This is a genomic window from Stomatobaculum longum (assembly GCA_000242235.1).
GTDB lineage: Bacteria > Bacillota > Clostridia > Lachnospirales > Lachnospiraceae > Moryella > Moryella longum.
The window spans coordinates 175539-188905 of the sequence record JH590864.1 but is presented as its reverse complement, the minus strand read 5'-3'; the positions used below and the strand labels follow the sequence as shown (position 1 = coordinate 188905).

At 58.2% G+C, this 13367-nt stretch carries 11 protein-coding genes; 2 read left to right on the top strand and 9 right to left on the bottom strand.

The genetic code is table 11. From position 1 onward, the window contains the following. Positions 1–8: 8 nt before the first annotated feature. The 5 genes from HMPREF9623_RS09375 to HMPREF9623_RS09355 all read right to left on the bottom strand — a co-directional run bounded on the left by HMPREF9623_RS09375 (position 9) and on the right by HMPREF9623_RS09355 (position 4145). On the bottom strand, positions 9–809 hold the full coding sequence (locus HMPREF9623_RS09375) for an ABC transporter ATP-binding protein (RefSeq protein WP_009533646.1): 801 nt from the start codon (positions 807–809) through the stop codon (positions 9–11). Next, on the bottom strand, positions 803–1750 hold the full coding sequence (locus HMPREF9623_RS09370; protein ID WP_009533645.1) for an ABC transporter permease: 948 nt from the start codon (positions 1748–1750) through the stop codon (positions 803–805). The genes HMPREF9623_RS09375 and HMPREF9623_RS09370 overlap by 7 nt, the downstream gene beginning before the upstream one ends. A 9-nt stretch (positions 1751–1759) precedes the next feature. Continuing rightward, complete coding sequence (locus HMPREF9623_RS09365) at positions 1760–2827, bottom strand: ABC transporter substrate-binding protein (RefSeq protein WP_009533644.1); 1068 nt, start codon at positions 2825–2827, stop codon at positions 1760–1762. Positions 2828–2937: 110 nt separating this feature from the next. Continuing rightward, positions 2938–3663 carry a tRNA (guanosine(37)-N1)-methyltransferase TrmD gene (gene trmD, locus HMPREF9623_RS09360; protein ID WP_009533643.1) on the bottom strand — a complete coding sequence of 242 codons (726 nt, stop codon included), beginning with the start codon at positions 3661–3663 and terminating at the stop codon, positions 2938–2940. Next, the gene (locus tag HMPREF9623_RS09355) at positions 3660–4145 is read right to left on the bottom strand and encodes a flavodoxin (protein ID WP_009533642.1); all 486 of its coding nucleotides are present in this window, start codon (positions 4143–4145) and stop codon (positions 3660–3662) included. Before HMPREF9623_RS09355 ends, trmD begins: the two co-directional genes overlap by 4 nt. Positions 4146–4375: 230 nt before the next feature. Between HMPREF9623_RS09355 and HMPREF9623_RS11005 the strand changes: the two genes are divergently transcribed. After that, a complete protein-coding gene (locus HMPREF9623_RS11005) occupies positions 4376–5149 on the top strand; it encodes a TraX family protein (protein ID WP_009533641.1) in 774 nt (257 codons plus the stop codon). 14 nt (positions 5150–5163) lie between these two features. On the opposite strand, the gene HMPREF9623_RS09345 is transcribed toward HMPREF9623_RS11005, so the two are convergent. Continuing rightward, complete coding sequence (locus tag HMPREF9623_RS09345; protein ID WP_009533640.1) at positions 5164–6081, bottom strand: heparan-alpha-glucosaminide N-acetyltransferase domain-containing protein; 918 nt, start codon at positions 6079–6081, stop codon at positions 5164–5166. Between the two features lie 150 nt (positions 6082–6231). On the opposite strand from HMPREF9623_RS09345, the gene HMPREF9623_RS09340 reads away from it, so the two are divergent. Beyond that, positions 6232–8172 (top strand): flavocytochrome c, encoded by a 1941-nt coding sequence (locus HMPREF9623_RS09340; RefSeq protein WP_009533639.1) that lies wholly within the window; start codon positions 6232–6234, stop codon positions 8170–8172. Between the two features lie 189 nt (positions 8173–8361). Here the strand turns inward: HMPREF9623_RS09340 and HMPREF9623_RS09335 are convergent, their stop codons facing one another. From HMPREF9623_RS09335 to HMPREF9623_RS09325, 3 genes are all read right to left on the bottom strand, one after another. After that, the gene (locus HMPREF9623_RS09335; RefSeq protein ID WP_009533638.1) at positions 8362–9408 is read right to left on the bottom strand and encodes a Fic family protein; all 1047 of its coding nucleotides are present in this window, start codon (positions 9406–9408) and stop codon (positions 8362–8364) included. Positions 9409–9626: 218 nt separating this feature from the next. Further along, entirely contained in the window at positions 9627–11909 is a 2283-nt protein-coding gene (gene lon, locus HMPREF9623_RS09330; RefSeq protein WP_009533637.1) for an endopeptidase La, read from the bottom strand. Positions 11910–12011: 102 nt separating this feature from the next. Next, a complete protein-coding gene (locus HMPREF9623_RS09325; RefSeq protein ID WP_009533636.1) occupies positions 12012–13268 on the bottom strand; it encodes a 6-phosphofructokinase in 1257 nt (418 codons plus the stop codon). Positions 13269–13367 lie beyond the last annotated feature (99 nt).

The following is a 13367-nucleotide window of genomic DNA, read 5'->3' as shown; positions in this document are numbered from 1 at the left end:
CTTTTTGCTCACTCGGAGAGCAGAATTCTGTCATTGTTCAGTTCACTGCCTGCGCCCTTCTTAAACTGGTCGAGCAGGTCCTGCACCGTCATCGCGGCTCTCGTCTCCCCAGACACATCGAAGACAATGCGCCCGCCGTCCATCATGAGCGTGCGGTTGCCGAGCGCAAGCGCCTGGTGCATGTTGTGCGTGACCATGAGGCAGCTGATGTGCCGCTCCCGGACAATTTTGGCCGTCAGGTCAAGCACCTTCTCGGCCGTCTTCGGATCCAGCGCCGCCGTGTGCTCATCGAGCAGTAACAGTTTCGGGGTTACCACGGTCGCCATCAGAAGCGTCAGGGCCTGGCGCTGTCCGCCGGACAGGAGGCCAACCGGCTGCTCCATTCTGTCCTCAAGACCCATATGAAGCTCGCTGAGCTGTTCCCGGAAGAAAATTCTGTCCTTCGCCGCGCTGCGGCTGAAGGCGCTCGTGTGCCCCGAGGCGCGGAGGTAGGCAATCGTCAGATTCTCCTCAATGGTCATGTGCGGCGCGGTGCCAAGCAGCGGGTCCTGAAACAGGCGCCCGATGATGCGGCTCCGCTTATGCTCTGGCATAAAGGTGATATCCAGATCGTCCAGAAAAATCTCGCCGTCATCCACATAGAAGCTGCCCGCAATCGCGTTGAAGAAGGTGGACTTACCGGCGCCGTTCGAGCCAACAATCGCCGCGAAATCGCCGTCCGGCAGCGTGAGCGAGAGGTCGTTCAGCGCGACCTTCTCGTTGACCGTGCCCTCGTTGAACGTCTTCTTTAAATGCGAAACTCTCAGCATGCCTTGCCTCCTCTCTCCCGGCGCCGCCGCATGGCCGCCTTTTTCCGGCGGTGCAGGGCAAGGGCGCGCTGTGCCTCCGGCGCCGCAATCGCAATCGCGACAATCAGGGCCGAGACCAGCTTAAAGGCCTCCGTCGGCGCGTTTAAGCGGAGCGCAATCGAAATCATGAAGCGGTACAGGCAGGAGCCGATTACGACGCCGACAATCCGGACCGGCATGCGCCGCTTGCCAAACAGCGTCTCGCCGATGATCAGCGCGGCAAGCGCTATCGTGACCATGCCGGTTCCGAGGTTGATGTCCGCCGACTTGTTGTAGCTCGCAAAGAGCGAACCCGCGAGGCCGGTCAGGGCGTTCGAGCAGCAGAGTCCCACGACTATCATAAACGAAGGATCGATTGACGAGGCCCGCACCATTTCCATGCTGTCGCCGGTCGCCCGAATCGAGAGACCGATCCGGGTCTTCAGGAACCAGTTGAGGGCCGCACAAATCAGAGCGACCAGAATCAGCAGCAAAATGCTTCTCGACCAGTCGCCGAGCACCGTCCCGTCAAACAGTTTGCCCCAGAGTGAAAAGAGGGTGTCCGTCCCGAAAATCGAGACATTCGAGGAAAAGCCCATGACGCCGAGGTTTACGGTATAGAGCCCCGTATTCACAATGATGCCCGCAAGGATGCTCGGCACGCCGAGTTTGGTCTGCAGCAAGGCGGTCACCGCGCCCGAGAGCACACCGGCCAGCATCGCCGCCGGGATTGCGAGCAGCGGATGCCCCGCCATCGTCACAACCGCGCCGACCGCGCAACCAAGCGTAAAGCAGCCGTCCGTCGAGAGATCACAGATATTCAGGATACTGAAACTGATAAAGAGTGACAGCGCGACAATCGCATAAATCAGGCCGACTTCCAGCGCTGTCCGCAGCATAACCGGCGTCAAAAAACTTCCCACAGCGCCTCCTTACTTCTTATCAAATTCTTTCTTGGTCGTAATCTCATTGACCGCCGTGCTGTGCGGCGCAAAGTCCTTCTTCAGGGTCTCAATGTCATAGCCGAGCGCCTTCGCCGTGTCGGTGTTGACGGTCGCGATGCCGTTGTCAAAAGTCTTGACCGGGACGCTGCCCGCATTGCCAGCCTTCAGCACCTCCGCTGTTAAATCAGCGGTCTCCTTGCCGAGCTGCGCGTAGTCGACGCCGTAACCCACAAACGCGCCGTTTAACGCGAACGAATCCGCGCCGCCGAAGTGCGGAATCTTCGCCGTGATCAGCTTCTCGTAGAACGAGAGCTCCGCATTCTGCACCGTGTTGTCGGTCGGCGTGAAAATCGCATCGACCTTCTCGGCAATCAGCGCGTCGACCGCCGCATTGATCTCATCGTTCGTCGTGCCCGTCTTCTCAATGTAACGAATACCGTGCGCATCGAGGAAGGCCTTTGCGTCCGCAATCGGCTTCTCGGAGCTGTCCTGGCTCTTGGAATACAAAAGACCCACATACTTGGTGTCCGGCTTGGTCGCGAGAATCAGCTCCATAATCGCGTCCGTGTTCAGGCTGTCCGAGGTGCCGGTGATGTTGCCGCCCGGTGCATTCAGATCCTTCACGAGCTTTGCGCCGACCGGATCGGAGACCGCAGAGAACACAATCGGTGTCTCGGAATGTCCCTCGACCGTAGACTGCACAATCTGTGCCGCCGGGGTCGCGAGCGGAATGATCACATCCACCTTGTCGTCGAGGAGCTTTGCCGCCATCTGGTTTAAGGTCGCGGAATCTCCCTGGCCGTTCAGCGTATAGGGCTTATACTCATAGCGAACCTCATCGTTCGAGAGGGCGTCGAGTTCCTTCTCCACATTCTGCTCAATCTGGTTCAAGGACGGGTGATCCATAAACTGGAGAATGCCGACCTTGTAGACCTTTGCGCTGCTGTTCGCTGTCTTGCTGTCCGCCTTCGCACCGTCGCTCTTTGCGCCGCAGGCCGCGAGCGCCAAGGTCATAAAGCCAAGGAGCGCTGCCGCCGCCAGTCTGTTCTTCTTCATCTGAAAACCTCCCCTGTTGTACTGCGAGCATACCGCCGAAAACGCCCCGTGAGCACTCGCTCACGGGGCGAAGAAAAGCGAAGTATCCTCTGTCGTCATATCTGCTGATTTTATCTCTTTTGCGAGGTAAGGTCAATCGTTTCCAGCAAATCCGGGCGAAAGCGCGCCGTTGCGCGGACTGCCGCCGCCTGCCGCCAGGCTACCACTTTTGCGTGGTCGCCGCTACAGAGAACCTCCGGCACGCGCTGCCCGAAGAGTTCGGCGGGCTGGGTGTACTGCGGATACTCGAGCAGTCCGGTCTCAAAGGACTCCTCCTCCGCGCTGCCCGCTTTCAGCACGCCCGGCAGGAGCCGGAGCGCGGCGTCGGCGACCGCCATTGCCGGAATTTCGCCGCCCGTCACAATATAGTCGCCGATCGAGATGCGCTCATCCACCGCCTCGAGCGCTCTCTCATCGATACCCTCAAAGCGCCCGCAGAGCAGCACAAGCGTATCGCAGGCCGCATAGCGGTGCGCTGTCCGCTGAACAAACGGGACTCCGGTCGGCGTGAGCGCTGCGACCAGACTGCCGTCCGCACCGCCGGGCTGTCCCGGTCTCTCCTGCAGGCGCCGCCCGGTCAGAGCTTCAACCGCGCGAAAGATGGGCAGCGCGCGGAGAACCACGCCTCTGCCGCCGCCGAACGGCGAGTCGCTGACCTGCCGGAAACTCCCGTCCGCAAAGTCGCGGAGATCCGAGACCTCGACCGAATGCCCCTGCCGCCTTGCGAGCTGCACCGCATGCGAGGCAAGATAGCTCTCAAAAAATTCCGGCGCGATGCTCAAAAAGACCAGTCTCAACGGATTGCGTCCTCAATGGCCGCGTCCTCCGAGAGCTCCCGCTTCCAGAGTGCATAGTCGTCGCGCTGCATGATGCCGAAGTGGAAGGGATTCCGGATCTCGGCATTCGGAAAGAGCGCCCGGAGACTCTCGATTGCGCGGCTCATGTCCGAGCGGCCCGAAGTCGCAAACGGAATCAGGCACTTGCCGTCCGCCTCGAGTCTCCCGAGAAACTCTTTATAATAGTCCGGCATATCGTCCCACCAGATCGGGAAGCCGAGGAATAAGGTGTCGCAGTCCGAGACATCCGGCGTCTCGGTGACGGACTTCGGCAGATTTTTCTGCAGGCGGTCGGCGACCACACGCGCGCAGGCGGAGAAGAAGCCGCCGTAGAGCACATCCGCCTCGACCTTCAGCAGCGGACTCTCAAAGTCCTTCGCAATCCGCTTTGCGATTTTCTCCGTGCTGCCCGTTTTGCTACAGTAAATGACCATTGCATTCATGATTCGTCCTCATTTCCGCGCGCTGACCGCGACTTGTCTTACTTTGGATAAATTTCAGTATACCATGCCGCACGCGACAGGGCAAAGAACCGAAAAGCCGTAATGTCAGCGTGCGGCGGGTGGATAGGCCTCTTCACATATATTATACTGATATATTATACTGATACCAACGAAGCATATCTGAAACGCGCACGAATACACAACGTCTGCGATTTTCCCGGAGGTACCCTATGTTTGCAAGTCCCCGCTCCCGCGTAAAGCTTCTCGCCCTGCTCTGTATGAGCCTCAACCACTTTGCGCACATTTTTTTGCCGGGCAGCAGCCCGCTCGCTATGGTCCTGACTGGACTCGGCTACTTCACCGCGCCCGTCATGTGCATGTACCTTGTGGACGGCTACTTCTACACCCGCTCACGGCGAAAGTATCTTTGGCGTCTCGCTGTCACGGCGCTCCTCTCGCAGCTCCCGTTTTGGCTCGCGTTTCACATTCCGTTTCAGCTGAACATGCTCTTTTCGCTCACCTTTTGTCTTCTACTTCTGACAGTCGCCGAGGAAATGAAGGAAAGCCCGTACCGAACGCCGCTCCTCGCTCTCCTCTTTTTTGTCTGCACTTTTTTCTCGGACTGGTCCGCGTTTGCGCCCGCCATGGTGCTCCTCTTTCTCGCCGCGCGCGGTGTCCGCGAAAAAAAGCGCTACGGCTTTCTCTTTGCGATGCTCGGTCTCTCGATTGACGCTGTCATAACCGGCCTCGCCTTACACGAGCCACTCCCGTTATTCTGTTTCCGCCTGTTCTCCGTGAACGCCGGGCCGCTTCTCGCGCTCCTCATCGCCTACCCGGCGGAACCCGCTTTCACGCTCCCGGACCCGCGCGCCGAAGAGACGGCGCAAAAGACACCCGCGGGCACTGTGCCGCGCGCCGCAGGCGTCTCGCAGTGGTTTTTTTACCTCTACTATCCGCTGCACCTCACCGCTCTCGTCCTGCTAAAGCACTTTGTGTTCGTCTGAGCAAAGCGGCGCATTCAACGCCGCAGCCGGATCGCGATTTCAAAGATTGCCATCCAGATCGGCTGGTGCAGGAGGTAAATCGGCAGTGCGTGTCTGCCGACCCAGCCGAGTAACCGCCCTCTCCGGCGAAAGAGCGCCTGCCCCGAAAGCCGCTGCACCAGAACCTCCCCGAGCGTGCCGCCCTCTTCCGCGGGCGCAACGCCCCCGAAACCGCCGTTCACGCCGTACACTGGCCGAGACCCTTCCGCTTCCGCCGCATCGCGCCGCTGTTCCGCACGGTACTGTGAGAGAAAATAGCCAGCGAGAAACAAAAACCCCCAGGGCAGCAGCGAAAAATAGTCGAGCGAAAAGAAATCGGCAGGCGGAAAGCCGAGGCAGGCCGTCAAACGACTGCGGTACAGGGCGCCCGGCAGCGTGACAAGCTTCAAACTCTCAAAGCCGAGACTTCCTTGATTCACATTGCGGCACAGGAAAAACAGGCCGAGACAGATTGCAAAGCCGAGAGGGCCGATCCGGCACCAGGAGCGGAGACGCATCTCGCGCGAAAGCTGATCCTCCGGCAGGGTGAGCAACAACTGCCAAAGCCCCAGAAAGCTCAGAATGCCGTAGTGGATTTCCTGCCCGAAGGCGCCCGCAACCGCCTCGACGAGCGCGCCCGCAAACAAAATCGTCGCGCCCCGCCGGAACTTGTTCTTCCCGAGCGCGTAGCTATAGCCCGACAGAAAAATAAAACTCCAGCAGATGCTCTGCTGCCAGACATAGCCGGGCAGAGCGCTGTACCAGTCAAAGCCCGGCAAGCGAAAGTAGTAGACCAGATCCCAGAGACCGTGGTACAGACACATGTTGATCACCGCGATTCCCCGCCAGACATCGAGCCACATAAGACGCGGCTGCTTCTCTTCTTTTTCCGTCATTTCCCTCTGTTCTTTCATCCGTCACCTGTCTCTCTGCGCTGCCCGGAGAACTCCGGGCAGCGCTTTCATTTTCCCCTGTATTTTAGCAAAATTCTTCCTGTTTTCACATGTTCAGACAGCCCTCTCTATGATATGATAAAAAAATAACAAAACAGGGAGGGACACCCCATGAAACAGAAGCGAAGCTTCTTGCCGTATCTCCTCATTCTGATCGGCATCATACTTCCGATTTTTCTGATGCAGCACCTCATGCAGACCACAGCGCATAAGGGCGGCGTCGCGAAAAAGGATATTCCGGCCGATGCCGTCACTGCGACCGCCTCGGCGCAGGGCATGAACGGACCGGTCGAGGTCGAAGTCATTGCGACGCCGGACCGGATTTACTCCGTCAAAGTCCTGGATCACCACGAGACCGAGGGCATCGGTACCGTGGCGATCGGCGAGCTCCCGGAGAAAATCTTCAAAAACCAGAGTTATGAGCTCGATGGCGTCTCGGGTGCGACCCTCACCAGCAACGCAATCCACGACGCCGTGAAAGCGGCGCTCGAACAGGGCGGCATTGACCCGAAGCCCTTCTCGACCGCAGTCCACGAGGTCCGCGAAAAGCAGCCGGATCAGACCCTCGACACCGACATCGTGATTGTCGGCGGCGGCGGCGCCGGTATGACCGCTGCGATTGAGGCGGCAAATGCCGGCAAGAAGATTGTGATTCTCGAGAGTCAGGCCATGGCGGGCGGCAATTCGATTCGCTCGACCGGCGGCATGAACGCGGCAAAGACCCCGGAGCAGGATAAGAACAGCTTCGACGAGGCGGCGGGTGTCGAGAAGACCCTGAAGACCGCCGAGGAAAAATACACGGACAATGCGGCAATCACCGCGCTTGCGGCTACCGTGCGCGAACAGTGGGCGGCCTACCAGGCATCCCCGAACGGCTACTTTGACTCCGTGGAGCTCTTTGAGCTCGACACGATGATCGGCGGCAAGGGGCGGAATAACCCCGAACTCGTCAAGGCTCTCGCCGAAAACTCGGCGGACGCCATTCAGTGGCTTGAGAGCATCGGCGCGCCGCTGCCCTCCGTCTCGAGCTTCGGCGGCGCTTCGGTGAAGCGCATTCACCGCCCGGTCAATGCCGAGGGCAAGACCGTCTCGGTCGGCACCTTCATGCTCCCGATTCTCGAGGAGAACGCAAAGAAAATCGGCGCGGATCTCCGCCTCGAGACCAGAGCCGAGAAGCTCCTCACCGATGAGAGCGGCAAGGTGGTCGGCGTCGAGGCAGTCGGCCCGACCGGCGAGAAGGTCACCGTCCATGCAAAGGCTGTGATTCTTGCGAGCGGCGGTTTCGGCGCAAACCTCGAGATGGTCACCAAGTACCGTCCGGAACTAAAGGGCTTCATGACCACCAACGCAAAGGGCGCACAGGGTGACGGCATTGTGATGGGCGAGGCCGTCGGCGCAGACACCGTGGATCTCGACCAGATTCAGATTCACCCGACCGTCGAGATGAATACGGCGGCACTGATTACCGAGGGACTCCGCGGCGACGGTGCGATTCTCGTGAACAGCGACGGCAAGCGTTTCACCGACGAAGTCGGCACGCGCGACGCGGTCTCCGCCGCCGAGATTCAGCAGCCCGGCAGCTTTGCTTATCTGATCGTCGATCAGGCGATGACCGACGCTTCCAATGTCATTCAGGGCTATATCAAGAAAGGCTACACGACGCAGGGCGACAGCTATGCGGCGCTCGCTACCGCCCTGCAGATTGACCCGACCGCCTTTGAGACCACGATGAACGAGTGGAACGCAGCGGTCGAGGCAAAGACAGACAGTCAGTTCGGGCGCACAAGCTTTGCGGCACCGCTCAGCACGCCGCCCTACTACGCAATCAAGGTCACGCCGGGCGTCCACCACACGATGGGCGGTCTCCGGATTAACCCGAACACCGAAGTCCTGACCGCAGACGGCAACCCGATTCCGGGTCTCTTCGCGGCGGGTGAAGTGACAGGCGGCGTGCACGGCGCGAACCGCCTCGGCGGCAATGCCGTCGCAGACTTTGTGGTCTACGGCCGCATTGCGGGCAAGCAGGCAGCTGCTTACCTCAGCCAAAATTAATTTGCTCCTTTCGTTACACTACCTACCATAAAGCTTCAAGAAAGAGAAAGACCCCGGCGCTGCCTGCTTTTCGCAGGCAGCGCCGGGGTCTTTTTAAGTAACGCGGAGATATACAAACGGCTCTCGCTGCAGAAAAAGATAGTATAGTCTCCGTCATTTTAAGGGAAAGTCATCCTTGTTAAGGGAATCCTAGTTTATTCTGTAGTAGCAGGTGCTTTTGCCCTTGCCTTCGCGCTTCAGTTCACCGGATGCAACGAGCTTCCGCAAAGCTCCCTCAACTGAACTTACGCTGAGTGAGGGGCAAAGCTCCCGAATGTCCTGTTTGGTGAAGCGCCCGATTTTGTTCTGCGTCGCAAGCCTCACCGTCTCAAGCGCAGATCGTTTGGTTTCCACCAGGGTGAAACGGTCTTCAAAATCCCTGTAGGCCGCAAGAATTGTTCCAAGCAGGTATTTGATGAACGGAACGGGATCGTCCGCTCCCTCATGCCAGCCTTCCTGCGATGCGGATAGCGCATCATAGTACAAATCCTTATTCTTTGCAATCTTCGCTTCCAGCGAAATATATTTTCCGACAAAGAACCCGCTTCTGTAAAGAAGGAGCGTTGTGAGTAGCCTACTCATGCGCCCGTTCCCATCGTTGAACGGATGGATGCATAGAAAATCATGGATGAAAACCGGAATCGCAATCAGCGGCTCAAGCTCCAGATTTCCGATAACACGATTATATTCCGCGCACAGCCTGTCAAGCGCATCCGGTGTTTCATACGGCGCAAGCGGAATAAAAAGCGTCTCCGTATGCCCGTCCGGGTAAGTCGCACTGATATAGTTCTGCACTGTCTTCGTCCTGCCCGCCACAGGATTGTTCATGTGGCTGTAGAGCATTTTATGAAGTTGAAGGATATAGCTCTGCGTAATCGGAATCGCGTCAAAACTCTCGTGAATAATTCCCAGCACATCCCTGTAGCCCGCAATTTCCTGCTCGTCTCGGTTCATCGGCTTGGTTTTTTCTTCCACAAGCTGCCGGATGCGCGTATTCGTGGTAATGATGCCTTCGATGGCATTGGACGCCTCTGTACTCTGCACCTTGGCAATCTCCACCAGCTTTTCAAGTTCCTCCGGTCTTTGCTTCAGATACATCTCCTGCTTTCCTGCTTCTTTGTATATGGCTGCGATCAGCCCCAGCAGTTCGGAATCCCACGTTTTATCCCTGATTAAGGAATAGTTGAACTCTCTCATTCCCTTACCTCTTCTTACTTTCCCTTAAATAGTATCATGAATTAAGGGAAAGTATAGCCCTTTCAGGGCATTTCTCCTGAATCGCATCTCTTTTTTCAGGGAAACTGTTTCGAAGAAATCAAATGAAACAAACGCCCTGCATTGCCGACCTTCCCAGCAATTCAGGGCTTTTGCTTTTCTTCGTTTCGCTTTCGCGATACGCGTCTGATTATTTCGTCTCAAGCTTTCTCGAGCAGCCCAAGCCTCCTCAGTACCTCGCTCACCTCGCGGACCGGAATGATTTCGAGCTTCTCCCGCACTTCGGGCGCGACATCCTCGAGATCCTCCGCATTGTCCGCGGGGATGAACACAGTCTTTACGCCCGCCCGCTCGGCCGCCATCAGTTTCTCCGGCAGGCCGCCGATCGGCTTCACCTCGCGCTGCAAACTCACCTCGCCCGTCATCGCGACCGTCGAGGGAACCGCCTTGCCGGTCAGAAGGGACGCGAGCGCTGTGGTCAGTGTGATACCCGCGCTCGGACCGTCCTTCGGCGTCGCGCCGTCCGGGACATGAATGTGGAGATCGTTTTCCGCAAAAAGCTGCGCCTTCTCCGGAAAGAGCGCCTTCACCTTGCTGACCGCAAGCTCCGCCGACTCTTTCATGACATCGCCGAGCTGTCCGGTCACATGAATCTTTCCGCTCCCCTTCGTGAACAGGGTCTCAATGTAGAGAATTTCGCCGCCGACCGCGGTCCAGGCGAGGCCTGTCACAATGCCGGGCGTCGTATTCTCGCGCACCTTGCGGTGCAGCATCGGGTGCGTGTCCATCAGAGCGCGCAGATTATCCCGCGTGACGGTGAGCGGCTGCCTGTTGCGGAGATACTGTACGGCCGCTCCGCGGCAGAGCTTGTCGAGGCAGCGCTTTAAGCCGCGCACGCCCGCCTCCCGCGTGTAATCCGAAATCAGAATGTCCAAAATCTCATCCGGAATCAGCACCTGCTCCGCCGTGAGCCCAACGCCGTCGAGTGCCTTCGGGAGCAGATGGCGCTTTGCGATTTCTTTCTTCTCAAGCGGCGAGTAGCCCTGAAACGAAATCACTTCCATGCGGTTTAAGAGCGGCGCCGGAATGGTCTCGAGACTGTTCGCCGTGCAGACAAAGAGCACATCCGAGAGATCGTAGGGTACATTCAGATAGTGGTCGGTGAAGCTGTGATTCTGCTCCGGATCCAGCACTTCGAGCAGCGCGCTCGCGGGATCGCCGTGGAAGCTTGTCGAGAGCTTATCCACCTCGTCGAGCACCATGACCGGGTTCGAGACGCCGCTCTTCTTGATGCCGTCCATGATGCGCCCCGCCATCGCGCCGATGTAGGTTCTCCGGTGACCGCGGATATCCGCCTCGTCGCGCACACCGCCGAGACTCACGCGGACATACTTTCTGCCGAGCGCGCGCGCAATCGAAGCGCCTATGCTGGTCTTGCCCGTGCCGGGTGCGCCGACAAAGAGCAGAATGGAGCCGGACTGCTGTCCCTTGAGAGACATCACCGCAATCTGCTGCAGAATGCGATCCTTCACTTTTTTGAGACCGAAGTGATCCTCGTTCAGCACCTGCTCCGCCGCCGCGAGGTCAATCGCCGCCGCTGCCTCCTTCTTCCACGGGAGATTCGTCACATAGTCGAGGTAATCGTAGAGCAGGCCGCTCTCCGCACTCTGTTGCCCCTCCTGCTTGAGGCGCTTCAAGACCTTTTCGGCCTCCGCCTTTGCACTCTCGTTCATCCCGAGGTCCTGGATCTTCAACTCAAACTTCCGGAGATCCGAGACTTTTTCGGGGTGCAGGTTGTCGAGCTCCTTTTGCAGATACTCAATCTGCTTTTTCAGCGCGTTCTCGCGGTACATCTTCTGATATTCCTCTTCCTGCGCGCTGCTTGCCTCGCTGTTCACCTTGTGAAACTCCAGATTTTCGCGGAGCAGTTCCTCTAACTTTTGCTCCCGCTTCTCTCGGCTGTCCTCGGCGAGAATGTCCATCTTCTCCTCGGGCGAATTGATGAGCCAGCGGTTCACAATGCCCGCGATGTCGCCGAGCGACGCCCAGCGGGACATCATGCCGCGGAGCATGGGGCCGAACTGCGGATTGTCGCCGTAAGCCTCGAGCATGTGTCGTTTCATCTGCTTCAGCCGCTCCGCCGAGACCGCCTCGTCGAAATCCTCAATGTCCGGCCTGCGCTCCACATCGAGATCAATGCTGTGATCGGGGTAGATGTTGACCGACTTTAGGTCGACGCGCGTATTGCTGCGGAATACCAGCACGCCCTGCTCGCCGACCTCGACCACGGTGCCGCTCACGCCGATCGGATAGAAATCGTCCGCGGTGAGCTCCTCTCTGGTCTTGTCCTCCTTCATAAAAATCAGAGTCACACGCTCTCCCGAGACCGGGACTCTGCCTATCATTTTATCAAAACGCTCCAGTGAGAGCGGAATACTCGCGCCGGGCACTGCCAGAATGTTATAAACCGGTACAACTGCCATGTATCAACCTCCTCTGCGCTTACTGTTATATTTGTTATGTAACAGAATGATACCAGCGCACAGGAGTTCCGTCAAGCGCATCTTTTCGCCTTACCCGCCGTCTCAGATCTGGTAGTCGCTGTAATTCTTCTGGTTCATCACAAGATGGCGCGGCAGACCGGCGACCATCATCGGGTTATAGTGCCCCTGAATCAGCGGCTTCACATAGCTCACGAACTCATCGGTCACATAGTCTCCGGCCGCGTTGATCCAGCTGCGCGGCACCAGCTTCTCGCCGTTTGCGATTCGGTGCACATCGTAGACGCCGATGGCCGACTGGTAGGGGTCGTCCGAGACGCGGTCTATCACGACCATCACGCCGCTCGAGCCCTCATCCGCCGCTTTGACCGTCGCACCCCCGACTGCAAACGCCTCGTCCACGTCGACGCGGCTCGCGAGATGCGCTGCCGCGCGCTGCAAGGTCGAGAGTTCCACGGCGCGGGTCTTGATGCCGAGGCGCTCATGCACGAGCCCCGCGAGATAGGAGGCCGTGCCCGTCATCTGAATGTGCCCGAACGCATCCTTGCTGTGCGCCCCGTCCGCGAGCTCACAGACATAGGCGCCGTCCGCCGTCCGTATGCCCTCGGAGACCGCCGCGACAATCACATCCTTCTTCTCAAGCAATCCCGTCACGCGCTCCACAAAGGCCTCAATGTCAAAGGACACTTCGGGGAGGTAGATGAGGTCCGGGCCGTCGCAGTCCTCCTGACGCGCGAGTGCCGTTGCGCCGACGAGCCAGCCGGCATTCCGCCCCATAATCTCGATGATGTTCACATTTTTCTTCTTATAGGAAAAGCCGAGCGCGTCGCGAATCACTTCCTTGGTCGAGGCCGCAATATACTTTGCCGCCGAGCCGAAGCCCGGCGTGTGGTCGGTAATCGCGAGATCGTTGTCGATGGTCTTCGGGCAGCCCACAAAGCGCTGTTTCGCGCCGGTGAGGAGTGCGTAGTCCGAGAGCTTCCGTATCGTGTCCATCGAGTCGTTGCCGCCGATGTAGATAAAGACTTCAATGTCCAGTTTGTCGAGCAACGCAAATACCTTGTCAAAGACTTCCTTGTCCTCGTGAATCTCCGGCAGTTTGTAGCGGCAGGTGCCGAGGAAAGCCGAAGGCGTGCGCTTCAGAAGCTCAAGTTCCAGCTCATTCCGGATATAGTCCGAGAGATCCACATACTGCTCATCCAGAAAGCCCTGAATGCCGAAGCGCATCCCGTAAACCTTCTGATAGCCACGTTCTTTTGCTGTCTTGAAGACACCCGCAAGACTCGAATTGATGACAGCGGTGGGACCGCCCGACTGCCCGACCAGCACATTCCCTTTCATGACATTTCCTCCTTTTCTGCGCTGAACAGCCAAACTTTTCAGCTCTTTTTAGTATAACGAAAGTTTTAAAAAGAATCCAGTGTCAGAAAAAGAGCGAAG